Genomic DNA, 21,642 nt, shown 5'->3' on the forward strand with positions numbered 1-21,642 from the left:
TCCCCCATCCCCTCACAGAAGCCCTCGAGCCGCCCGGTACCGCCCAAAACCACCCCCGCTCCCCCGCCCAACCTCTCGGCTTTTGCCGGAACCGTGGTGCGACAGGTGCGCCTTCCCGCAGGGGAAAAGCTGATCGCCTTGACCTTTGATGACGGCCCCTGGCCCGTCACCACCGAAGCGGTCCTGGACATTTTGAAGCGCTATCAGGCCCGGGCCACCTTCTTCTGGGTCGGGAAGAACCTCGAGCGCTACCCCCAGATTGCCCGAAAGGTGGTGGAAGCCGGACATGCGGTCGGAGACCACACCTGGAGTCACCAGTACCACAAGGTGACCCCGCAGGCTGCGGCCAAAGAGATTGACTCCACCGCGGCCCTTATCGCTCGAGACACCGAGACCTCCACCCGCCTGTTCCGCCCCCCTGGGGGCAATCTCAAAAACGGGCTGGCCAAATACGCTCTCTCCAAGGGCTATACCGTGGTGATGTGGTCGGTTAGCAGCGCAGACACCGACCCCAAAGCCCCCTGGACAGCCTTCGCCGACAATGTGCTGAGGGGAGCCCGGCCGGGGACCATCGTGCTCATGCACGACGGAGGTGGGGATCGCCGGCGTACCCTGGAGGCCCTACCGGTAATTCTGGAAGGCTTGCAGCAGCAAGGATACCGTTTCGTCAGCGTTCCCGAGCTATTGGCTCAGGCCCAACCCCAGGAGCTGGAGGCTTCAAGGGCCCGGCCCGCCCAAGCCCGGCCTTGATCCCTGCTCCTTTCGGAGGGGCAGACCTACACTTCGATGGCTTTCCCCCACTCGGCCAGCCAGGCCGTCTGACCCCGCTTAGAGAGCTCCTGCTGCAGGATTTGCAGCTTGTCCGGCTCGCCATGAACCAGGGCGATTCGCCGCTCCCCTCCCAGCCAATCCAGCAGCTCGTCCTGCCCGGCATGTCCTGAGAAACCCCCCAGGGTATAGGTCTTGGCCCGCACCGGCACGGTTTCCCCAAAGATTCTCAGGCTCTCCGCCCCTTCGATCAAAAGCTGCCCCAGCCCGCCTCTCGGCTGGTATCCGGTAATGACCACGGCATTCTGGGCCCCAGGAAGTCCAAGGGCCAGGTGATGCAGGATGCGCCCCCCGCTGAGCATTCCACTTCCCGCAATGATAATAAGCGGCCCATTTAGCCGGTTGAGGGCCTTGGAGTCCTCCACGCTGCGGGTGTGGGAGTACTGGCCCGGCCTGAAGGGGTCGAGGCCCTGATTAAAAAGCGCCTGGACCTCAGTGCTGAAGTAGCTTTTTACGCCGGGGTAGATCTCGGAAATCTGCTCCGCCATGGGGGAGTCCACATAAACGGGCACGCTGGGAATGGCCTTTTGGCTTTCCAGTTCGCGCAGGTAAAACAGGACTTCCTGGGTGCGCTCGAGGGCAAAGCTGGGGATGAACACCTTTCCGCCTTGGCCCAGATGGGTGTTCAGGATCTCGCTGAACTCGCGAATGGTGTCCGCAAAAGGTCGGTGGGGACGGTCCCCATAGGTCCCCTCGCACAAAACCAGGTCGGCCGCGGTAGGGTAGTCGGGGTCGGGCAGCACCTCCTTGCGGCGATGCCCCAGGTCGCCGGAGAAAATAAAATGCTTGCCCTGAGCCCGCACATCAATGAAGGCGCTGCCGGGCAGATGTCCAGCCCCCCGCAAGCGCACCGTGAGCGGCCCAAAAGCCAGATCTTGGTAGAGCGGTACCGGCTCGAGACGGCGGTACAGCTCGCTCAGGTCCTGCTCGTCCCACAACACCGGTGGGGTTGGCTTGCCCTTGCGCTCTAGGCGCTCGAGCTCTTCCCGCATCAGCCGAAGGGAATCTTCCAAAATCACCGGTAAGAACTTGGCGGTGGGCTCGCTCAGATACACCCGCCCCCGGTAGCCCCGTCGCAGCAAAAGCGGCAGCCGCCCGATGTGGTCGTTATGGGCGTGAGAGATCACCACCGCGTCTATTGCCCCCGGCTCAAAACCGAAGGGCTCGGCATTTCGATCATCCTCCGCACCCTGATAGGCCCCGCAGTCCAGCAACAGCTTGTACTCGCCCTCCTCGAGGAGGTGGCAGCTTCCGGTGACCGTTTGCGCAGCGCCGTAGGGGGTAACTCGCATATCCCAACTGTACCAGACCGAGCATTTATGCGCTTCCAAGGGCATTATTGGCTTGACATCCCCGGGCTTGGTGATGTAGGCTGACACCCCGGACTGGGGTTCAACCCCCGCGGTCCGGCCGCTAAGGGGTTCTGCCGATCCAAAGCGAGCAGAGCGCACCAACTGCCGCCCTAGCTCAACTGGTAGAGCACCCGACTTGTAATCGGAAGGTTGTCGGTTCAATTCCGATGGGCGGCTCCAAGGCTTTACACCCGTGGGCAGGTGGCCGAGTGGTTAAAGGCGACAGACTGTAAATCTGTTCCCTTCGGGGTACGATGGTTCGAATCCGTCCCTGCCCACCACAATCTCCCTCGAGCGGCGCTCGAGGGGTTCTTTTTAGCAGGGCAGCCCTTCAGCCGCGGTTTCGCCAAAACAACACCCCTAAAACCAAGACCAGGATCGTAGCCCCCACCATCAAGGTGGAGAGGGCATGAATCTCCGGGCTTACCCCCAGCTTAACCGCGGAGTAGATATACAGGGGCAGGGTGGTAGAACCTGAGCCTGAGGTAAAAAAGGTCACCACAAAATCGTCGAGCGAGAGGCTAAAGGCCAGCAGGGCCCCAGAAACCACCCCAGGGGAAATCAGGGGGAGGGTCACCTCCCGAAAGGTACGCCAGTTATTGGCTCCCAAATCCAGGGCGGCTTCCTCCAGAGCGGGGTCTAACAGCATTAATCGGGCCCGCACCACCAGGGTGACATAGGCAATCTGGAAGCTGATATGCCCCAGAATGATGGTGAGCAGCGAGAGCCGGGGCCAACCGATAAGGCTGCGCACCTCGGCAAAGAGCAGCAGGAGCGAGATCCCCATCACGATATCGGGAACCACCACCGTGGTGTAGAGCAAGTAGCGCAGTCCGTTCTGCAAACGGAAGCGATACCGGACCAATCCCACCGCCAAAAGGGTTCCAATGATGGTGGACACGGTGGTGGAGACCGTGGCGACCACCAGGGTATTCCCCAGATACTCCAGCACCCGCTCGTTGGCAAAGAGGCGGGAATACCACTCGAGGGTGAAGCCGGTCCAGCTGACCCCGTAGCGGCTCTTGTTGAAGGAAAGGGCCACGATCACCACGATCGGCAGGTACAAAAAGGCAAAGACCAGCCAGGCATATACCGAGAGAAGGCGCTTCATAATCCGCTCGAGGTAGGCATAGGATGGGGTGCTGTTGCGGTTTCCCCCCGGCTCAGACCAGTTGGTCCATGCCCCTCTCGCCTTGGGTGCGGGCATACAGCCACAAACCCAAGAGCACCAGGGCCATCAAGATCATGCTGACCGCGCTGCCAAATGCCCAGTTCTGGGCGCTGGTGAACTGCTGTTGGATGAGGTTGCCGATCAGGACGACCTTGCCCCCACCCAACAGATCCGAGATCACAAAGGTGCCCACCGCCGGGATAAAGGTGAGCAGAAAACCGGCGAAGAGCCCCGGCACCGTCTGCGGGAAGATGGCCTCCCAAAAAGCCCGTACCGGAGGGGCCCCCAGGTCATAGGCGGCCTCGAGCAGGCTCCAGTCAATCCGCTCTACCGCCGCGTACAGCGGCAGCACAAAGAAGGGCAGATAGGTATATACGCTGGCCAGGTACACCGCAAACGTAGACGGGAACAGATCCGCTGGGGGTAGACCAAACGCGGTAATGAAGGCGTTAACCAGCCCCTCCTTTTGCAGGATCACGATCCAAGCGTACACACGGATCAGAAAATTGGTGAAAAAGGGGATGATCACCATCAGGAGCAGAACCTGCTTGCGCTTGCTCCCGGCGATATAAAAGGCCAAAGGGTAGCCCAACACAATGGTCAACAGGGTGCTCCAAAACCCAATCCACACGCTCAGGCCAATGATCTCCAGGTACACCGGATCGGAGAAAAAGCGAAGGTAATTCCGCAGCCCTAAAGGGAGCGAGAGCGTGCCGAAATCTCCCCGGCTGAGCAGCGAAGCCACAAACATCAGTAGGGTTGGGATCAACACGAACAGCAGCAGCCAGAAGGCCCCCGGTCCTACGGTGATCCAGGCCAGCCGCAGCCGCTCCGAACCGCCCCTGGATTCACGCATTCTTGGCCTCCGAATTCTCGATCACTACCAGCTTCTCTGGAGGCAAAACCACCCAAACCTCCTCGTCGTACGCGAACTCCTCATGTCCAGGTTCTTGAATATCCTGGTTGAGGGTATCGCACATCAAACAGGTATCGCCCGCCAGCAAGCGGTACTGGTTTTCCGAGCCGGTGTAGATGATGTCGTCCACTTTAGCCCGGAAGGCGTTGGGTAGGTTGGGGCGGTCACGGAACAGCCGAATTTTCTCCGGTCGGATCGAAAGCAGTACCTTCTGGCCCAGCGTCAGGGCGTCTTCTTCGTCCAGCACAAACTCTCCCAACGAGGTGTGAACCCGGCGGGGCTCGGTGGCGGTAGCGGGGATCAGGTTGGAATCCCCAATAAAGCGGGCTACAAAGGGGGTTCGAGGCCACTCATACACCTCCTCCGTGGCCCCGATTTGCTCGACCTGGCCCCGATTCATCACCGCGATGCGATCGGACATCACCAGGGCCTCTTCCTGATCATGAGTGACAAAGATAAAGGTGATCCCCAAGCGTTCCTGCAGGTTCATCAGCTCCACCCGCAGCTCCTGGCGCAGCTTGAGGTCGAGGGCCGAGAGGGGCTCGTCCAGCAACAACACCTCGGGTTCATTGACCAGGGCCCGGGCCAGGGCCACCCGCTGCCGCTGCCCCCCCGAGAGCTGGTCGGTGCGTCGGTTTTCATATCCCGGCAGGTTGATGAGCTCGAGCGCCCAGGCAATCCGCTGTTCGATCTCCGGTTTCGGCATCCGCTTCATCCGCAGCCCAAAGGCAATGTTGCCGGCCACGGTCATATGCGGGAACAGGGCATAGTTTTGAAACACCGTGTTGACCGGACGGCGGTAGGGAGGAACCCCCACCATATCCTTCCCCCCAATCAAAATGCGTCCAGAGTCGGGTTCCTCAAAACCCGCAATCATGCGCAGCAGGGTGGTCTTGCCACACCCCGAAGGCCCCAAGAGGCTGAAGAACTCGCCGTCGCGGATCTCCAGGCTTACCCCAGCCACGGCGGTGGCCTCACCAAAGCGCTTGGTCAGGCCCTCGAGCCGCACCGCAACGTTCTCACCCAACCTGCGCTCGCGGCGCCCACGGAAAAGGGTCCCCTCCACAGGCCTGAGTCTAAAGCCCCCGCTCTTGTAGAAACAACCCGCCCCTTGAACCCTGCTCTTAGGGCGCTATTCAATCACCTCCAGTTGGCGCTGAATGGCGGTGGTGATCTCGACTTCCTTGGGGTGGGTGTACACGTTGATCTCGCTCCTCACCCCGAACTGGGGAAAGTACACCCCCGGTTCGATGGTGAAGCCCAGCCCCGGCAGTACCAAGCGCTCATCCCAGGTCTCGAAGGCATCGAAGTGGGCGGCCTCCCCGTGGATGGCCTGGATGCCCAGGCTATGCCCGGTGCGGTGCTTGAGATGGGCCTCGAAGCCCGCGTCGATGAGCACCTGGCGCACCGCCTGATCCACCTCATACCCCCGCACCGGCCGCTGGGGGTATCGGTCCCTCAGCAAGGCCATCCCAGCATCCCGCGCCGCAATCACCGCGTGATATGCCCGCAGAAACGCCTCTCCGGGGGATCCATAAAAAGCCATCCAGGTGATGTCGGCAAAAGGGTGATCCCCCGGCACCTTGCACCACAGGTCCATCAGGATGGCGTCACCGGGCTCGAGGGTCTTGGAGCGGGTGGCCGAGGGAGCGTAGTGGGGGTCTCCCGCACCCGGCCCGAACCCTACGATGGGCGGGTGGTCAGGGTCCAGGCCCTGCGCCTCAATAAACTGGCTCATGTACTGCTGCAACTGATACTCGGTGAGCGGCTTTTGGCGGGCCACATGCTCACGAATGTAGTCCAGGGCTGCATCCTTGGTTGCGGTTAGGGCCTGAGCGGCCCGCCGATGCTGGGCCAGTTGCTCGGGAGTCCAGGTTAAGAGCAACTGCAACACATCCCCTGAACTCACCACCTCCACCCCCAAAGAACGCACCATCTCCAGGGTTCCCCCATCCACCTTGGATACGTAGGGAATGTTATTTTGCGGAGAGTACTCCATCGCAATGGTTTTAGCCCCCCCCAGCAGGGTTCGCAGCGAGGTGACCAGGCTCTCGCGGCTGTTGTATTTGGCCACCGCATAGCCCCTCTTGGGAAAGCTACCAAACTCGATGTCATGCACCAGCACCTGGAGCTCCCCCTTCGCAGGGATCCAGATAAACCAGCGCCGCGTCAATAGGCCCTCCCCATGGTCGAGGATGCGGGAGACAAAGGGGTTGGTGCCCCGAAAGTCGTAGACCAGCCAGCCGTCTATCCCCCGCTCTTGCAAGAACCGTTGCACTTGGGAGAGTTTCTCTTGGGTCATAGGGCTCCTCGAGGCACAAAGATCTTGGCCATATCCGGCAAAGGTATACTAACGTGCTTTGCTGGATTTATGGCGATCAAGGCTTCACTCAAAAGCAAAACTGCCCTCCCATACCCTCGCAGCAGGGTACTGAAGGAGTACAAATTCAAAGACCCTGCCATGAAAGCATGGGTTGCAAAGCTCCTTGACTCCTTTACCGACCAAGAAGCCGAGGCTTTGGCTAAGGGGACCCGCCGAAAATCATCCCGATGAGCAAATATGTTTGGGACTGGTGCGCCCGGCAGGACTCGAACCTGCGACCTAAGGTTTAGGAAACCTTCGCTCTATCCAAACTGAGCTACGAGCGCCCGGGCGTGGATCAACCCCAGCGATGATTTTAGCATGCCCTACCCCTTAGACTGCAGTACGTGGAGTTCAGCGGTGCGGTGTTGGCCGGCGGGCAGTCGCGGCGCTTCGGGCAGGACAAGGCGCTATATCCCTATCGGGGTAAGCCCTTGTTGGCCTGGGTGCTCGAGGGCTTGGCCGAAGCCTCAGAGCGCTTCGTGGTGGCCAATCGCCCTTACCCGATTGACGCTCTGGTGTACCCCGACCTCTGGCCCGGCGGTGGGACCATGAGCGGGCTCCATACCGCTTTGGCCCAGGCCCGCCATCCATGGGTGGCTGTAGCGGCCTGTGATCAGCCTTTTCTGAGCAGGGCGTACTGGCGATACCTGCGGGAACACATTCAACCGGGGTGCCTGGTGGTGATGGCTGAGTCAAAGGCAGGTCCTGAGCCCCTAGGGGCCCTATACCATAAGAGCCTCGAGCCCCTCGTGCTGGAGAGGTTACAAGGCGCTCATCTAAAGATACAGGACCTGCTCGAGACCCTTCCCAGCGTACGACTGCCCGTAGCAGAACTCACGCCGCGGTTTGGGGAACACCTCTTGGCCAACCTCAATACCCTCTCCGAGCTCGAGGCCCTCGAGTCCGGGCTTGACCCGCTGGGGTAGGCATCAGTCCCCCCGGCTCTGGTCGTACTCCGGATCCACCTTGGCCCCACTGCGGCGCGTGGTGTATTCCGGGTACACATAACCTGTACTCCAAGGACCCGGAAAGCCGTAGTACTCGTAAACCGTGCTGAAGTAATCCTCGCCCTTCTCTACCATATCGGGCTGGTAGGGTGGGCTGCCGCCAACCTGTTCCTGGGTCTGGTTGATGTGCACCTCGCGATGCTCGTAGTCCACGCCTTCGATGGCCTCCACCGGGATCAGGCTATGCTCGCGCCCAATCCCCAAAAATCCACCGTGCCCCACCTGGAGAAAGCGCACTTTATGGGCATCGGTGTCTACCAGCAGTTGGTCTACCCTACCGATCTTCGCTCCGGAGCTGTCGCGCACCACGAAGTCCCGGATGTCCTCCTGGGGGTTCTCAAAGGTAAAGGCGGAGTCGTCTACGCTTCGAAAGCTATGGGGTGGTGTGGCCATATTCCCTCCTCTATCCAGCAGCAGCCTAGCCTATCTGGCTGTATTTCTTCTGAGTCCAGGCTTAATCAGCCACGCCTCAGCTATGGTTCAGTCTCCGGTCAGAGCACACCCATAGCCTAGGCCGTAATGAGAAGCTTTGAGCCCTACCCCACGCTTTCCTCCATTCCACCCCAAGCCCGGCTCAACGCCTACGAATGGCTGCTTCAGTCGGTGTCCCCCAAGCTGCGCGAGCGCTTATGCGCAGAAGGTCACAGCCACACCGTTGGGATCGGTGAGGTGGTGAGCATCATGGGCGAGCCGTGCCTCGGGTATGTCGAGCGCGGTTGGCTTAAGCTGGTGCGCTTCACCGAGCTGGGCGATGAACAGCTCCTCTCGACCCGTCAGCAAGGGTCTTTCTTTGGCCTCGAGAACCTCTCTCCCACCCCCGTCCTCGCCCCCGAAGTGGTGGCGATTACCCCGGCTCAGGTGCGCATGTGGTCCTTTGAGCGGGTGCAGCAGATGGTGGCCGAAGATCTCGAGCTCACCCAAAGCATCCTGGGGCTGTTGGTAGACCAGATTGAGACCGAGAACAACCTCCGCCTGCTGCATCAATCCACCAAGGTACCCACCCGCCTGGTTCGGATGCTCTACCTCTATGCCCGCGAAGAAGGCAAGCCCTCGGCTTCAGGAATCTTTTTGCGCATGCCCTTCACCCAGTATGACCTTGCCCTGATCCTCGGGGTGCGGCGGGAGACCATCAACGTTAGCCTGATGGAGCTCGAGGAAGCCGGATTAATCCGCCGCGCGGGGCGCGAGGTGTGGTTGGATGAACCCCGGGTGTTGGCCCATCTCCAACAAGAAGGCGCGGCCTATGGCCTGCCCGACGCTCAAGAGCCCACTGCCCGTTCCAATTTCCTCCTGTCCTGATCTTAAGTGGCCTTTGGCCTCGGGTTGGGGGTAGCAAAGGGAAGTTTTAGATTTATAATCTAATCTGTGAAAAAAGGTAAGGAGTTCGCCAACCGGCTCCACGCCCTGGTGCCAAAGTTCGCTTATGTGCCCCAGGCCGACCGCTTCCTGATGGATCCCGGCCCCCTCAAATACCGCTTCAACGTGATCGGAACCGGGGTCAACGGGCAAGAACACATCACCGTGACCCTGCTCGAGGGCCGCAACACCATTCACGGGGTTTATGACCCCAACCCCAGCAGCGTGGAGGGGGCCAAGCGGGCCAAAGCCCGGTTCTCCACGGAACCGCTGGTGGTGTACGAGAGCCTCGAGGCCGCCTGCAACGACCCGGCGGTGGATGGGCTGATCATCTGCACCCCCAACCACACCCACCTCGAGGTGCTAAAAGTGGCCGTGCAGTCCGGCAAGCACATCCTGCTGGAAAAGCCCATGGCCACCAACCTGCCGGATGCCTATGAAATCTGGCAGATGGCTAGGGCCTACCCCAAGGTGCTACAGATCGGCCTTCAGTATCGTTACAAGCCCATCTACGTGGAGGCCATCCACGAGGCCAAGGTGCGGCGCAGCCTGGGCGAGGTCAAGACCCTGACCATCCTCGAGCACCGCGAGCCCTTCCTGGACAAGGTGGGGCAGTGGAACAAGTTCTCCAAATACTCGGGCGGCACCCTGGTGGAGAAGTGCTGCCACTACTTCGACCTGTTCAACCTGTTTGCCGGGTCGCGCCCGGTGAGCGTGTACGCCTCGGGCAGCCAGGCGGTCAACTTCAAGGACTTCGAGTACGGCGGCGAGCGGTCCGACATCCTGGACAATGCCTTTGTGATTGTGGAGTACCAAAACGGGGTGCGGGCCAACTTCAACCTGTGCATGTTCGCCCCCATGGTTTACGAAGAACTGGTCATCTGCGGCGACGAGGGCCGCCTTAAGGCCAGCGAGGGCGTGAACGGCCAGGCCTACTCCAAGTGGGAGAACTACCTCGAGGTGATTGCCCTCCCCGACCGTACCTCCCGCACCCTAACCCCCAGCTACCCCGCGGTTATCGAGGAAACCGGCCACAGCGGGGCCACCTACTACGAGCACCTGCGCTGGACCCAAGCCATGGACGGCCAGCCCAGCACCGCTGCCACCGCCGAAGAGGGCTTCTGGAGTGTGGTGGTGGGGGTGGCTGCGGAGGAGTCGGTGAAGCGGGGCACCAAGGTGGGGGTGAAGGAGCTGCTCGAGGCGAATGGCCTAGGGCACCTCTCCTGAAATGGGGTAGATTAAGCTGGATGCAGCCCACCAAAGCCAACCCTGCTCCCCTGGATCGCAACGCCCTGTTGTTGGCTTTTGCCTGGCTTGTGGCGGTTGTGGCCACCCTGGGTAGCTTGTACTACTCGCAAGTTCGCCACTTTATCCCCTGCGAGATGTGTTGGTATCAGCGCATCTTCATGTATCCCAACGCCATTATTTTAGGGATTGCCCTGTGGCGCAGCGATTACGCCGCCCGGTGGTATGCCCTGCCGCTCTCGATCATCGGGGCCGGGTACAGCATCAAGCACCTGCTCGAGCAAGCCGGAATCCTCTCCTCGGCCTGTAGCGGCCCCATCTCCTGTAGCAGCGAGTACATCCCGCAGTTCCCCATCCCCCTGCAAGCCCTGATCGCTTTTGTGCTGATCACGGTGGCCCTGCTGCTGATTCGTCCGGCAAAGCGCTAGGGCTGGGCCGTCCCCTGCCCATCCAAACCCAAGCGCTGGGCATCCGCCTTCATGGCCTCCAGCACGAAGGCCATGTGATCTTCCAGGCTCACCCCGAGCTCTTCCGCCCCGCGCAGGATTCCCTCTCGATCCACCCGGGCGGCAAAGGCCTTATCCTTGAATTTCTTCTTGAGGCTGGAAAGCTCGAGGCTAGCGATGCTCTTATCCGGACGCACGTACACCGCAGCGGTGATGAGCCCCACCAGCTCATCCACCGCAAACAGCGTTTTGGCCATTTGGGTCTCGCGGGGATACTCAGGCTTATCGGTGTGACCCAGGATGGCGGCCAAAACGTCCTCGGGATAGCCCATCTCGCGCAGCATCTGCACCCCTCGCTCGGGGTGGGTCTGGGGGGCTTGTTCGTAGTCGTAGTCATGCAAAACCCCAACCACAGCCCATTTCTCCTCGTCCTCACCGAATTTGCGGGCATAGGCCCGCATGGCCGTCTCCACCGCCAACATGTGTCGCTGCAGGCTCTCCGAGGGGGTAAAGCGCCGCATTAGGGCCAGGGCATCGTCGTAAACCATGTAGATCGCCATGAGGAAAGTGTCGGGGCTCGAGGCTCGAGCGTCAAGGGGCGCGGTAGGCTATAGGCCGTGGAAAAGCCCCCGCTGTCACTGACCCCGCTTACCCGCATTGGGTACGGCGAGGACGCCCATCGCCTGGCCGAAGGACGAGAACTATGGCTGGGCGGGGTACAAATCGAGAGCCCCCGTGGAGCCATCGCACACTCCGATGGAGATGTTCTTCTACATGCCCTCTCCGATGCGCTGTTGTCCGCTTTGGCCCTGGGCGATATCGGCACCCTATTTCCCGATACCGATCCCGCCTGGAAAGGGCTGAGCAGCCGGGTGATCCTCGAGGCCACGCTGGAACGGGTTCGAAAACACAACCATCGGCTCCGCCAGGTCTCTGCGGTGATCACCCTGGATACCCCTAAGCTGGGGCCCTTCAGGGCCCAGGTCCAGGCCCACCTTGCCCTCCTGACCGGTCTCCCTGCCGATCGCATCGGCCTCACCTTCAAAACTTCCGAAGGGCTGGCCCCTGATCACGTGCAGTGCCGGGCGATGGTGGGCCTGGGTTTGGCGGAGAACACCCAGCCCGGTCAAAGCTAAAGGCCTCTGGGCCAGGCCCAGGGGCCTATGCCGCAGCGGTGATCTGATCAACCTCCATCCGTTCTTCCGGGGTGAGCACCCAGCCTGCGGCATTCGCGTTTTGTTCCACCTGCTCGGGCTTGGTTGCCCCGGCAATCACGCTCGAGACCACCGGGTTGGTGGCCAGCCAGCTAAAGGCCAGCTCGAGCAGGGTATGCCCCCGGGCCTTGGCAAAGGCCTCCAAGCGCTCAACCTTCTGCCAGTTAGCCTCGGTCATCACCGCTTCGGCCCGGGCCGGATTGGTCGTCAGTCGGGCCCCTTCAGGCAGGGCTTCTCCCCTACGGTATTTACCGGTGAGCAGCCCATTGGCCAGCGGGAAATAGGGCAGGAGCCCCAACCCATACCTTCGGGCTGCGGGCAGCAGTTCCTGCTCGAGACCGCGCACCAAAAGGCTATACTCGTCCTGAATGCTGATAAAGCCCTCGAGGCCCAGGCTCTTCGCCGTCCACTGGGCTTCCACTACCTGCCAAGCCGGCAGGTTCGAGCAGCCGATGTAGCGCACCATGCCTTGGCGAATCAGATCGTTGAGGGTACGCAGGGTCTCCTCAATGGGGGTGTGGGGATCGGCGGTGTGCAGCTGGTAGAGGTCGAGGTAATCGGTCTTGAGCCGCTTCAAGCTGGCCTGAATTGCCTTGAGGATGTAGCCCCTCGAGGCCCCCCGCAGCTTCCCGGCATCATCCATCGGCATGGCGAATTTGCTGGCGATCACCACCCTTTCCCGCTCACTCCCCAAATAGGTTCCCAAGATGGTCTCTGATCCGCCCCGGTTGCCATACACATCGGCGGTGTCAAACAGGGTAATCCCCAGATCCAGGGCTTTGCGGATCACCGCCTTGGAAGCAGCCACTCCGATCCGCCCACCAAAGTTGTTGCAGCCCAACCCCACCCGCGAAACCCGCAGCCCCGAGTTACCCACGTTGCGCTCTTCCATGCTCCCCTCCTTTGCGCAACTATACCCAGCGGCTCAGGCCCAGCGGTTAGGAGGGGGCTTACTAAGGTTGACCCAGATCCATCGGTGCGGCAAAGCCGGGGGTTCCCTTTTACTGGGCTGGCCTCGAGGCTATGATCTTAGAAAACCGCGAAAGGTAAGGCCATGCGTCTATCCAACACAGATATCTACGCATTGAAAGCCCTGGGTTACTTAGGAACTCAAGCCGAAGGAATCTACATCGGAAGCGAGGATTTGAGTGCGGCCATAGGGGTGCGCCGAACCTACCTCGTGCGCATCCTGGCCGCGCTCGCCAACCACGGGCTGGTCCAGTCGAAGAAAGGGGTCGGGGGTGGGTACAGCCTGCCCAAACCACCCCAAGAAATCACCTTGCGGGACGTGCTTCGCGCCGTAGATGGCCCCATCGCTCCCCTCTCCTGCGTGAGCCTCAATTGGCCCAAGAGCTGCCCGGAAGAAAACCGTTGCTGTGCCCGAAACCGGGTCTGGATCCGGGTACGAGATGCGGTCCTGGAGGCCCTCAGTCAGGTCACCGTGGCCGATTTAGCCGATGACTTCCGGCAGGGAATTGACTACTCCTCCTGTCTCGAGCATCTCCTCCCGCCCAGCGAGCTGCTCATGCCCCGGGAGTGATCGCCGGCTGAGGGCTCGGTATCTCCCTCCGGTCTCAGAGAAGGGACAATAGTTTACATATTTTGTAATCTGCATTATGCTGTGCAGCACCTGAGATGGTAGGTCTCCCCTCAGGCCGGAGGCGTAGCCAGCGAGGAAGTCTATGTCAGGAACCGATATCTATCAGCTTCGCTTCAATCAAGTGGTGTTGCTGGCCCTGACCGGGCTGGCCCTGCTCACTGCACAGCCCTGGATAATTGGGGTGCTGTTCGTGCTGATGTTTTCCCAGCACCTGGGCTTTGATGCTCTGGTGGGGCTTAAGCGGCTCGGGCGGATCCCCCAGCATAGGGTCGACGAAGACCCTAGGCCCCATCGCTTTGCCCGCAGCGTCGGAAGTGCCTTTTTGGGTCTGGCCGCCCTGGCCTTCCTGTGGGGCGCCAACCCGGTGGGTTGGGTGCTGGCGATCACGGTGGCCCTGCTGGCCCTCCTCAGCCTCACTACGCGCATCTGTGTGGGCTGCTTCCTTTATTTTCAACTCAGAATGTTGCAGCACCACCTCAGCCGCTCGAGGTCTTAGCGCAACGCCTTGAGCGCCAGCTTGATCAGCTCTTGGGTGCCCGCTTCTGGGTGCTTGCGGGCCACTTCGGCCACCACGCTGCGCACCGGACCCTCCCGAAAACCCAAGGTGATCAGGGCCAGCTCGGCCTCCTCGGTTGCAGCGCTGTGAACCAAGGCCCCGCCCTGGTCCATCAGATGAGCCGGAACCCGGCCCCGCAGCTCCAGCGCGATGCGTTCGGCCAGCTTTTTGCCCACCCCAGGAGCCGAGGTGAGCAGGCGCAGGTCGCCCTCTGTGAGGGCTCGAGCCAGAAGTCCGGGGGGCTGCGAGGAGAGCAAGCTGAGGGCTACCTTGGGGCCCACCCCCGAAACCCCCAGCAAGACCTCGAACAGCTCGAGGCTTGGCTCATCGGCGAAGCCGTAGAGGGAGAGCTCGTCCTCGCGCACGATCAGGTGGGTGTGTAGGGTCACCTCCCCCTGGCTGGGCAGCGCAGAGAGGGTGGAGGTGGGGCAGGTTACCTCGAGGCCTAGCCCGTTGACCCGCACAACTACGCTGGTCTCGGTCTTGCGCAGCACCGGCCCTTGCAGGTAGCGAATCACGGCCATAGCTTATCGCAGCCGGTCAGGAGCCGGAAGTTGGCCCCTATGCACCTTGGGCCCGGATTGAAGCTTAAACGCACCGACCCCATCGAGAGGCTGCTCTAAACTCAACTGGAGATGCTCGCCCTTCGTGCCCACCTCTGGCTCAATGGCTTGCGGCACGCCCCCGGAGCGGTGATGGTCGGAGCGCTGCTGGGGGCTGGGCTGGTGTATCTGGCCTGGGCCGGGACCAGCTGGTTCCTAGATTTCCTAAACCAGTTTCCCCTGGCGGGCCGGGTGGTGGCTGAGCGCACCTTAGGCAGCCTGCTCCTGGTGCTCTCCTCCTCGGTGGTGCTTTCGGCCTTGCCCAACGCAGTGGCGGTGCTCTACACCTCAGAGGATCTGCCCCTGCACCTGGCGCTGCCCCAGCCAGCAAGCCGGGTGTTCTTGTTCAAGGTCGGAGAGGTGTTTGTGACCACCGCCCTGCTCCCTACGCTGCTGACCTTACCGGTCTTGTACGCCTACGGCGCCCACCACAGCGCCAGCCTCATTTTCTATCCCGGAGCTACCGTGATCGCGCTGGCGTTGTTCGCCTTCCCGGTAGCCCTGGGGGTGGGGCTGGCCCTGCCGCTGGTGCGGTACGCTCCTGCCGGACGGGCCCGGGAGTGGGCCGCAGCGGTCGGCGCGGTGCTCGGGGGTGGGCTCATCCTGTTGCTGCGGGCTCTGCGCCCTGAGGTATTGCTACAGACCAACTTTGCTAACCCTGAGCAGCTCGAGCGCTTCCTGCAGAGTTTCCGCGACCCTTCGGCCCCATTTCTGCCCTCAGGGTTGGCTCAGGCTGGGTTGAATGGCCTGATTGCTGGGGAGGTCGTGCCCCAGTTCTGGATATTGCTGGGGGCATCGGTCGGGCTCCTGCTGATGGCAGGGCTAGCGGCTGGAAACGCCTACCAACAAGGCTGGGTGCGCACCCTCGAGGGAACGGTGCGTGAGCGCGGCCTCTTGCCGCCTGGCCTGCTGGACCGCGTATCCGCTTGGGGCCTGGTCTGGGCCCTGTGGGTGAGGGATCTACGGCTGTTCTTCCGCGATGCCAATCAGGCCGCACAGCTTGTGCTGGTAGGGGTCTTGGTCTTGCTCTACACCACCAGCCTACAGTACCTGCCCATGCAGGAGACCCGGTTCAAGGTGGTGGCGGGGTTTTTGCACCTAGCCTTTCAAGGCTTTGTGATCTCAGGGGTCGGGGTGCGGCTGGCCTACCCGCTGTATAGCCTCGAAGGCCAGGGATTCTGGATGCTCCAGACCGGGCCCGTCTCCAAAGCCGTGGTGCTCTTGAGCCGCTTCGCCTTGGCCCTGTTCTTTCTGCTCCCACTCGGGCTACTGCTGGGGTATTTTTCACCCAGGGTGCTGGGCCTGGACGCCAACCTGACGACCCTCTCCCTGCTGCTGGGGGTCGCTTCGGCCCTGGCCGCTGCGGGGTTGGGGGTTGGGTTAGGGGCGGCATATCCCAAATTCGATGCGCCCAATCCCGCCGAGGTTCCCATCGGCATGGGGGGGTTCTTGTACATGGGCTTGAGCCTGCTGCACAGCGCGGGGCTGGTGCTGCTGGCGGCCCGGCCGGTTTACCTAATGCTCACCCGGGGCGAAACCGCCTACTTTTCCGGGGCCGAGGGGGGCTTGTGGATGCTGGCCCTGCTGGCTGCAACCCTGATTCCCACGGTACTGGCCTTGCTCTGGGGCTATCGGCGGATGGGCGATGCGTAACCCACCCGAGCACCCTCAGCCGCCGCTTTGAAACCCGGTAAACCAACGGGAAGCAGATCTGTTGCTAGATTGGGTTAGAGATGCTCACCCGCCGCCGTTTCCTTGCTTTGGCTGGAGTTGCCGGATTGGGGCTCGTGGGGGGAGCAGGAGCAGTGGTGGCCCAAAGCTACCCCTTTCGGATCAACCGGCAACAACGCCCATTGTCAGGGCTCGAGCGGCCCCTGCGAATGGTGCAGCTCTCCGATCTACACTATGGCCCCTTCATTCACGCGACCTCGGTGGCCCGGTGGGTGGATGCAGCGCTGCAACAAGCCCCCGATGTGATCGTGATCACCGGCGACCTGGTTGATGCGGGCTCGAGAATTCGCTGGCGGGCTTCTGCGAACAACCCTCTGACCCCCGACCTGGATTTGCTGATCGCAGAGCTGGGGCGGCTCCAGGCCCCCCTGGGGGTGTACAGCATCTGGGGAAACCACGACAACTGGGCCCCCAGCGCTAAACGCTACCTGCAGGAACGGCTGCCTGAGGTGGGGATTCGGATCCTCAACAATCAGGGGCAGCTCCTGCGCCCAGACTTCTACCTGGGCGGGGTGGATGACTTCTGGGACGGTCACGCCGACGTGTTTGCCGCGTTGGGCAACTACAAACCGGGCCCGGCTTGTGTGATGCTGGCGCATAACCCCGATTACCTTGACTTCTTCTTTCGCCGTCCGGTGGATCTGGGCATCTGTGGGCACACCCACGGCGGTCAGGTGTTCTTGCCGCACTATGGCGCGCCCTGGACCCCTTCATGGTATGGGGCTACCTACCTGGGCGGCTGGTATCCACCGGGTCAGAGCCCCACCCTACCCCCGGTGCTGGGGTTCGTCTCCAAGGGCCTGGGCATGACCGCTGTGCCTTTACGCCTCAACGCCCCCGCGGAGGTCGTCGTGCTGGATTTGCAGCCCTTGGCCCGATAGGAGCCAAAGAACGGTAGCATGGGGCGATGCTTGCCGCCTATCGCTTTGGGATTAGCCGCTATCAACGGCCCTTACAAGGGTTGACCCGTCCGCTGCGGGTAGCCCAGCTTTCCGATCTACACCTGGGATTCTGGATACAAAAGGGCTCGTTGGAGGCCTGGATTCGGGCCACCAACGCCGAAGCCCCGGAGCTTGTGGTGATTACTGGGGACCTTACCGACTCCTCGAGACCCCACCAGGTTCTTCCCGCTCTTCCTGTCCTCGGCCAGCTCCTCGCCCCGCTGGGGGTCTGGGCCGTATGGGGCAATCACGACTACCGGTTTAATGGCTACCGGATCAAAGAGCGGGTTGAAGGCGTTCCCCCCCCGCGCACGTTCTTGAGTGCCTTCGACCCTCCCCAAAAAGTTCCCATGTATCCCCCCGAAGCGCTGGCCGCCCGGTTGCAGGAGGTTGGGGTCGAGGTCTTGCGCAACCGTGGGGTAAGCCTGCGGGAGGATTTGTTTTTGGCAGGCGTGGACGACCTCTGGCATGGAGAGCCCGATGTGGTAGCGGCCTTCCGAGGCGCCCCCCCCCAATCGGCCCGCTTGCTGCTGGCCCACAACCCCGATTACCTCTACCAGGTGGCCCAAGCGGCCCAGCGCCCCAGTTTTACGCTCTGCGGTCATACCCACGGCGGACAGATCGTGCTGGGCGGCTATGGCCCGGTTTTCACTTCCTCCCAGTACGGCCAAAAGTTTGCCCAAGGGTTTGTGGAGGATCCGGTCCCGGCTTTTGTCTCGAGGGGTCTGGGCGTCTCATCCGCCCCCCTGCGCTACCGGTGCGACGCGGAGTTGGTGATCTTCGAGTTTGTACCCCTGTGAGCTGATTGATAAGCGGGCCCTCCGGGGAAACCCTGGCGGTCTGGGGGTATTTGATCACAACTCATCATTTTTATGATTGACTTTGATTGAAATAGCGGTTAGATTTGTATAAATCTGAATATCACCCGTACCCAGCCGCCGGAGGCCCTATGGAGATCCGCCTCAAACAGATTCAACAATTCCTCTATACCCAGGGGGCCTCGAGCGTCGAGGAACTCGCCCGCCTCACCGGCTCCTCGCCGGCTACGGTGCGGCGGGACCTGGCCAAGCTCGAGGAAGCCGGGATCATCGAGCGCACCCATGGGGGAGCCCGCCTGGCCGAGGCCAGCGGGCTCGAGGTGGCCTTCAGCCTGCGGGAGCACCGGCAGCTCGAGCAGAAACGGGCCATTGCCGCCGCGGCCTATCGCCTGCTGCGCCCGGAGAGCACCGTGTTGATGGATGCCGGCACCACGGTGTTGCAGCTGGCCCGGGCCATTCGCTTAGAACCCCTGCCCCTTACGGTCATCACCAATGGACTGGCCCTGGCCCAGGAGCTCACCGGGGTGCGGGGGATACGGGTGATCTTTGTGGGAGGGCTGCTGCGCGAGGACAACCTCTCCAGCGTAGGCCCCTACGCAGAGCTGCTGCTGGAGGAGTTTTTTTGCGACCAGCTCTTCCTTGGGGCCACCGCGGTCAGTCCGGAAGGGGAGATGCGGACCTTGGATGCAGCAGAGGCTGCGATCAACAAGAAAATGCTGAGCCGGGCCAACGAGCGAATTCTGCTGGCCGACAGCAGCAAGTTCGGCAAAACCGGCCCCTTTCGGGTGTCTGGCCTACAGGCCCTGACCCAGGTGATCAGCGACGGGGGGCTCGAGGTAGCCTGGGAGGAGCGCTTGCAGCGCTGGGGAATTCGGCTCGAGCGGGGGAGGGTGGGATGAGATTGCGCCTCATCCCCCTTTGGCTGGTGATGGCCTGGCTCTTGCCGGTCAGCCTGGCCCAGTCCCAGCCCAGCCGCCTGGCCACCATTCGGTCGTTTGTGGTCTACTACGGCACCAACCAGGCCTTCGCCAAGCAGCTCAGCCAGTTCGATCTGGCCATCGTGCAACCCAACACCCTGAGCTACCCTCAGCTCCGCAAGCTTCAGGCCCAGGGCACCCGGGTGGTGGCCTATCTGAGCGTAGGGGAAGCCGAAGGCTACATGGTTGGGCTGCCCAAAGCCTGGGTGCTGGGCACCAACCCCAACTGGGGCAGCAAGTACATGGACGCCAACCAGGCCGGTTGGCGCGAGGCCGTGCTGCAGCGGGCCAAGGACATCCTCGAGATCGGCTTCGACGGGCTGTTCTTGGACACGGTGGATACCGTAGACCTCTTCCCCAAAACCAAGCCCGGCATGGTCCAGCTGATCCGGGCCCTGCGCCAGAGCTTCCCCAAAGCGATACTGGTGCAGAACCGGGGGTTTGCCGTGCTGCCCCAGACCGCTCCCTTTCTGGATGCGGTGATGTTCGAGGATTTCAGCACCCTCTACAACTTCAACGACGGAACCTACCAGGCCCACGAGGGCGACCCCCGCCCCCTCTTCCCCTATCTAAAGCGCGGGCTCAAGGTGCTGGCGCTGGATTACGCCCTGCCCACCCAGACCGCGCTGATCCAGCGGGCCTACTCGAGAGCGCGGCGGTATGGGTTCGTGCCCTACGTGACCACCATCAGCCTCAACGAAGTCAGCCCTGCGCCAGGAAGCCGATGATGACCCACCAATCCCCATCCCTAACCCGCCCCGCTCGCCCAAGCACCAGCCTGCGCCGCGAGGAGGCCCTGTGGGGCCTGCTGCTAGTCGCCCCCAGCACCTTGGTGGTGTTGGTCTTTGCCCTCCTGCCCATCCTGGGTTCGCTGGGGGTTTCCTTCACCGACTGGGGGGGGCTCTCGAGGCCCGAGTGGGTGGGCCTGGCCAACTACCAAAAGGCCCTAACCAACGACCCCAAAGCCCTGCGCTACCTTCTACAAACCCTGATCTTTTCGGCGTTCGCGGTTCCGCTGGGGCTGTTGGTCTCGCTGGCCATCGCCAGCCTGATCCACAATGTCAGCTCCCCTGCGGTACGGGGTTTCTTTCGCACCCTCTACTACCTGCCCATGGTCACGGTAGGGGTGGCCACCGCCCTGCTCTGGCAAGCCCTCTTCGGGGCCACCGGGGTCAACTGGCTCAACCAACCCAGCACGGTGATCCCCGCCGTTGCTTTTTTTACGGTCTGGCAGGGGGCCGGCTCCTCCATCATCCTGTTCCTGGCCGCTCTGGCCAACGTACCCAAGGAGCTGTATGAGGCGGCCCAGCTCGATGGCGCACGCCCGTCCCAGTTGTTTCGCTTCATCACCCTGCCGCAGATCAGCCCGACCCTCTTTTTGGTGTTGGTGCTCTCGCTGATCGGGAGCCTGCAGGTCTTCGAAGCCATCCTGTTCATGACCAAAGGGGGCCCCGGTGACAGCAGCACCACCATCGCTTTCTACATCTACAAATCGGCGTTCAGCTACTTCCGCATGGGGTATGCCACCGCGCTCTCCTGGCTGCTGGCCCTGGGCTTGATCGTGTTGTTGGTGGCGCAGTGGCGGCTACAACGACGGTGGGTGCACTATGAATAGGCGTCTTTCGCCAATCCAGGGGGTACTCGTCGCGGTGCTCGGTTTGGGCGGGCTCTTGATCGTGCTGCCCTTCCTGTGGATGGTCTTCACCGCCTTCAAAACACCGGACGATGCCTATGCCTGGCCTCCCACCCTGTTGCCTAAGGTATGGATCGCGGGCAATTTCAAAAAGCTGTTCGAGCTGATCCCCTTTGGCCAGATGTTTTGGAATTCCCTCTGGACCTCGGCAGTGATCGCCTCATTCAACATTCTGCTGGGAGCCCCGGCGGCCTATGCCTTTGCCCGCCTGCGCTTCCCGGGCAAAAGCCTGTGGTTCAACAGCCACCTGCTCTCGATGGTGGTCCCCTGGCAGATCACGCTAATCCCCACCTTCTTGCTGGTTCGGTGGTTCGGCTGGGTGGATAGCTTTGCTGCACTGATCGTTCCCAGCCTGACCAGCGGTTATGCGGTCTTCATGCTGTACCAGTTCTTTCGCAGCCTGCCCCGCTCGCTCGAGGAGAGCGTGCTGATGGATGGGGGTAGCTGGGGCACGGCCCTGCGCTACATCGCCCTGCCGCTCTCGAGCGGGGCGGTGGCCGCGGTGTGGATGCTGAGCTTTTTGGGCAACTGGTCCTCGTTTGTTTGGCCCAGCATCGTGCTTAACTCTCCGGAGAAGATGGTATTGCCGGTGGGGCTTCTGGCCCTGCAAAACCACTTCGCCATCAACGTTCCGGTGCTGATGGCCGGTTCCGCCCTGGCCGTGCTGCCCACCATCGTGGCCTATCTGTTCGTCCAGCGCTACCTCACCGACGCCGCGCTCTCGAGCGGGATGAAAGGGTGAAGCATGCCGGCGGATCCCCTTCGCTGCGAGCGAGGCCCACCCCCCACCTCGAGCCCCCTCGGCCCCAAGGTATCCATGCTCA

The 21,642-nt window shown here is 62.0% G+C and carries 24 protein-coding genes and 3 tRNA genes; 17 read left to right on the top strand and 10 right to left on the bottom strand.

The features are described 5' to 3' along the window. Positions 1-750, top strand: a 750-nt coding sequence (locus Mgrana_RS04890; RefSeq protein WP_147371286.1) for a polysaccharide deacetylase family protein, incomplete at its 5' end; no start/stop codon positions are given. 26 nt (positions 751-776) lie between these two features. On the opposite strand, the gene Mgrana_RS04895 is transcribed toward Mgrana_RS04890, so the two are convergent. Next, entirely contained in the window at positions 777-2,120 is a 1,344-nt protein-coding gene (locus tag Mgrana_RS04895) for an MBL fold metallo-hydrolase (protein ID WP_170146402.1), read from the bottom strand. A gap of 164 nt (positions 2,121-2,284) precedes the next feature. On the opposite strand from Mgrana_RS04895, the gene Mgrana_RS04900 reads away from it, so the two are divergent. Next, positions 2,285-2,360 (top strand) — tRNA-Thr (locus Mgrana_RS04900). Between the two features lie 15 nt (positions 2,361-2,375). Beyond that, positions 2,376-2,461 (top strand) — tRNA-Tyr (locus Mgrana_RS04905). Between the two features lie 50 nt (positions 2,462-2,511). On the opposite strand, the gene Mgrana_RS04910 is transcribed toward Mgrana_RS04905, so the two are convergent. From Mgrana_RS04910 to Mgrana_RS04935, 5 genes are all read right to left on the bottom strand, one after another. Next, on the bottom strand, positions 2,512-3,291 hold the full coding sequence (locus tag Mgrana_RS04910) for an ABC transporter permease (RefSeq protein ID WP_119356490.1): 780 nt from the start codon (positions 3,289-3,291) through the stop codon (positions 2,512-2,514). Between the two features lie 52 nt (positions 3,292-3,343). Further along, positions 3,344-4,207, bottom strand: a complete 864-nt coding sequence (locus Mgrana_RS04915; RefSeq protein ID WP_119356491.1) for an ABC transporter permease — start codon at positions 4,205-4,207, stop codon at positions 3,344-3,346. Next, positions 4,200-5,333 carry an ABC transporter ATP-binding protein gene (locus Mgrana_RS04920; protein WP_119356492.1) on the bottom strand — a complete coding sequence of 378 codons (1,134 nt, stop codon included), beginning with the start codon at positions 5,331-5,333 and terminating at the stop codon, positions 4,200-4,202. Before Mgrana_RS04920 ends, Mgrana_RS04915 begins: the two co-directional genes overlap by 8 nt. 66 nt (positions 5,334-5,399) lie before the next feature. Continuing rightward, a complete protein-coding gene (locus Mgrana_RS04925) occupies positions 5,400-6,569 on the bottom strand; it encodes a M24 family metallopeptidase (protein WP_119356493.1) in 1,170 nt (389 codons plus the stop codon). Positions 6,570-6,838: 269 nt separating this feature from the next. Further along, positions 6,839-6,916: transfer RNA gene (locus Mgrana_RS04935), tRNA-Arg, on the bottom strand. A 60-nt stretch (positions 6,917-6,976) separates the two neighbouring features. On the opposite strand from Mgrana_RS04935, the gene mobA reads away from it, so the two are divergent. Continuing rightward, the gene (mobA, locus tag Mgrana_RS04940) at positions 6,977-7,558 is read left to right on the top strand and encodes a molybdenum cofactor guanylyltransferase (protein ID WP_119356495.1); all 582 of its coding nucleotides are present in this window, start codon (positions 6,977-6,979) and stop codon (positions 7,556-7,558) included. Positions 7,559-7,561: 3 nt separating this feature from the next. Here the strand turns inward: mobA and Mgrana_RS04945 are convergent, their stop codons facing one another. After that, positions 7,562-8,032 carry a PRC-barrel domain-containing protein gene (locus Mgrana_RS04945; RefSeq protein WP_119356496.1) on the bottom strand — a complete coding sequence of 157 codons (471 nt, stop codon included), beginning with the start codon at positions 8,030-8,032 and terminating at the stop codon, positions 7,562-7,564. 126 nt (positions 8,033-8,158) lie between these two features. Between Mgrana_RS04945 and Mgrana_RS04950 the strand changes: the two genes are divergently transcribed. The 3 genes from Mgrana_RS04950 (at position 8,159) to Mgrana_RS04960 (ending at position 10,668) form a co-directional block, all read left to right on the top strand. Further along, complete coding sequence (locus Mgrana_RS04950; protein ID WP_119356497.1) at positions 8,159-8,938, top strand: Crp/Fnr family transcriptional regulator; 780 nt, start codon at positions 8,159-8,161, stop codon at positions 8,936-8,938. A 66-nt stretch (positions 8,939-9,004) separates the two neighbouring features. Further along, positions 9,005-10,222 carry a Gfo/Idh/MocA family protein gene (locus Mgrana_RS04955; protein ID WP_119356498.1) on the top strand — a complete coding sequence of 406 codons (1,218 nt, stop codon included), beginning with the start codon at positions 9,005-9,007 and terminating at the stop codon, positions 10,220-10,222. 20 nt (positions 10,223-10,242) lie between these two features. Next, positions 10,243-10,668: a disulfide bond formation protein B gene (locus tag Mgrana_RS04960; RefSeq protein WP_119356499.1), complete on the top strand. Its 426-nt coding sequence runs from the start codon at positions 10,243-10,245 to the stop codon at positions 10,666-10,668. Here the strand turns inward: Mgrana_RS04960 and Mgrana_RS04965 are convergent. Then, positions 10,665-11,246 (bottom strand): HD domain-containing protein, encoded by a 582-nt coding sequence (locus Mgrana_RS04965; RefSeq protein WP_119356500.1) that lies wholly within the window; start codon positions 11,244-11,246, stop codon positions 10,665-10,667. The two genes, Mgrana_RS04960 and Mgrana_RS04965, sit on opposite strands and share 4 nt — an antisense overlap. Positions 11,247-11,303: 57 nt before the next feature. Between Mgrana_RS04965 and ispF the strand changes: the two genes are divergently transcribed. Beyond that, complete coding sequence (gene ispF / locus Mgrana_RS04970) at positions 11,304-11,822, top strand: 2-C-methyl-D-erythritol 2,4-cyclodiphosphate synthase (RefSeq protein ID WP_240631258.1); 519 nt, start codon at positions 11,304-11,306, stop codon at positions 11,820-11,822. A gap of 25 nt (positions 11,823-11,847) precedes the next feature. Here ispF and Mgrana_RS04975 read toward each other — a convergent pair whose 3' ends face one another. Continuing rightward, complete coding sequence (locus Mgrana_RS04975) at positions 11,848-12,792, bottom strand: aldo/keto reductase (protein WP_119356501.1); 945 nt, start codon at positions 12,790-12,792, stop codon at positions 11,848-11,850. A 162-nt stretch (positions 12,793-12,954) separates the two neighbouring features. On the opposite strand from Mgrana_RS04975, the gene Mgrana_RS04980 reads away from it, so the two are divergent. Continuing rightward, entirely contained in the window at positions 12,955-13,440 is a 486-nt protein-coding gene (locus Mgrana_RS04980; RefSeq protein ID WP_119356502.1) for an RrF2 family transcriptional regulator, read from the top strand. A gap of 142 nt (positions 13,441-13,582) precedes the next feature. Beyond that, complete coding sequence (locus Mgrana_RS04985) at positions 13,583-13,996, top strand: DUF4395 domain-containing protein (protein ID WP_119356503.1); 414 nt, start codon at positions 13,583-13,585, stop codon at positions 13,994-13,996. Here Mgrana_RS04985 and ruvA read toward each other — a convergent pair. Beyond that, entirely contained in the window at positions 13,993-14,574 is a 582-nt protein-coding gene (ruvA, locus tag Mgrana_RS04990) for a Holliday junction branch migration protein RuvA (RefSeq protein ID WP_119356563.1), read from the bottom strand. The genes Mgrana_RS04985 and ruvA overlap by 4 nt on opposite strands. 117 nt (positions 14,575-14,691) lie before the next feature. Here ruvA and Mgrana_RS04995 point away from each other — a divergent pair, with 117 nt between their 5' ends. The 7 genes from Mgrana_RS04995 to Mgrana_RS05025 all read left to right on the top strand — a co-directional run bounded on the left by Mgrana_RS04995 (position 14,692) and on the right by Mgrana_RS05025 (position 21,560). Beyond that, entirely contained in the window at positions 14,692-16,311 is a 1,620-nt protein-coding gene (locus tag Mgrana_RS04995; RefSeq protein WP_119356504.1) for a putative ABC transporter permease subunit, read from the top strand. 80 nt (positions 16,312-16,391) lie between these two features. Next, a complete protein-coding gene (locus Mgrana_RS05000; RefSeq protein ID WP_119356505.1) occupies positions 16,392-17,270 on the top strand; it encodes a metallophosphoesterase in 879 nt (292 codons plus the stop codon). Between the two features lie 26 nt (positions 17,271-17,296). After that, on the top strand, positions 17,297-18,130 hold the full coding sequence (locus Mgrana_RS05005; RefSeq protein ID WP_119356506.1) for a metallophosphoesterase: 834 nt from the start codon (positions 17,297-17,299) through the stop codon (positions 18,128-18,130). 149 nt (positions 18,131-18,279) lie between these two features. Next, on the top strand, positions 18,280-19,047 hold the full coding sequence (locus Mgrana_RS05010) for a DeoR/GlpR family DNA-binding transcription regulator (protein ID WP_119356507.1): 768 nt from the start codon (positions 18,280-18,282) through the stop codon (positions 19,045-19,047). Further along, positions 19,044-19,853, top strand: a complete 810-nt coding sequence (locus Mgrana_RS05015; protein ID WP_119356508.1) for a glycoside hydrolase family 191 protein — start codon at positions 19,044-19,046, stop codon at positions 19,851-19,853. The genes Mgrana_RS05010 and Mgrana_RS05015 overlap by 4 nt, the downstream gene beginning before the upstream one ends. Continuing rightward, positions 19,853-20,740, top strand: a complete 888-nt coding sequence (locus tag Mgrana_RS05020) for a carbohydrate ABC transporter permease (RefSeq protein WP_170146403.1) — start codon at positions 19,853-19,855, stop codon at positions 20,738-20,740. The genes Mgrana_RS05015 and Mgrana_RS05020 overlap by 1 nt, the downstream gene beginning before the upstream one ends. Continuing rightward, a complete protein-coding gene (locus tag Mgrana_RS05025) occupies positions 20,733-21,560 on the top strand; it encodes a carbohydrate ABC transporter permease (protein ID WP_119356510.1) in 828 nt (275 codons plus the stop codon). Before Mgrana_RS05020 ends, Mgrana_RS05025 begins: the two co-directional genes overlap by 8 nt. Positions 21,561-21,642: the final 82 nt, after the last annotated feature.

This window comes from Meiothermus granaticius NBRC 107808 (genome assembly GCF_003574355.1).
GTDB lineage: Bacteria > Deinococcota > Deinococci > Deinococcales > Thermaceae > Meiothermus > Meiothermus granaticius.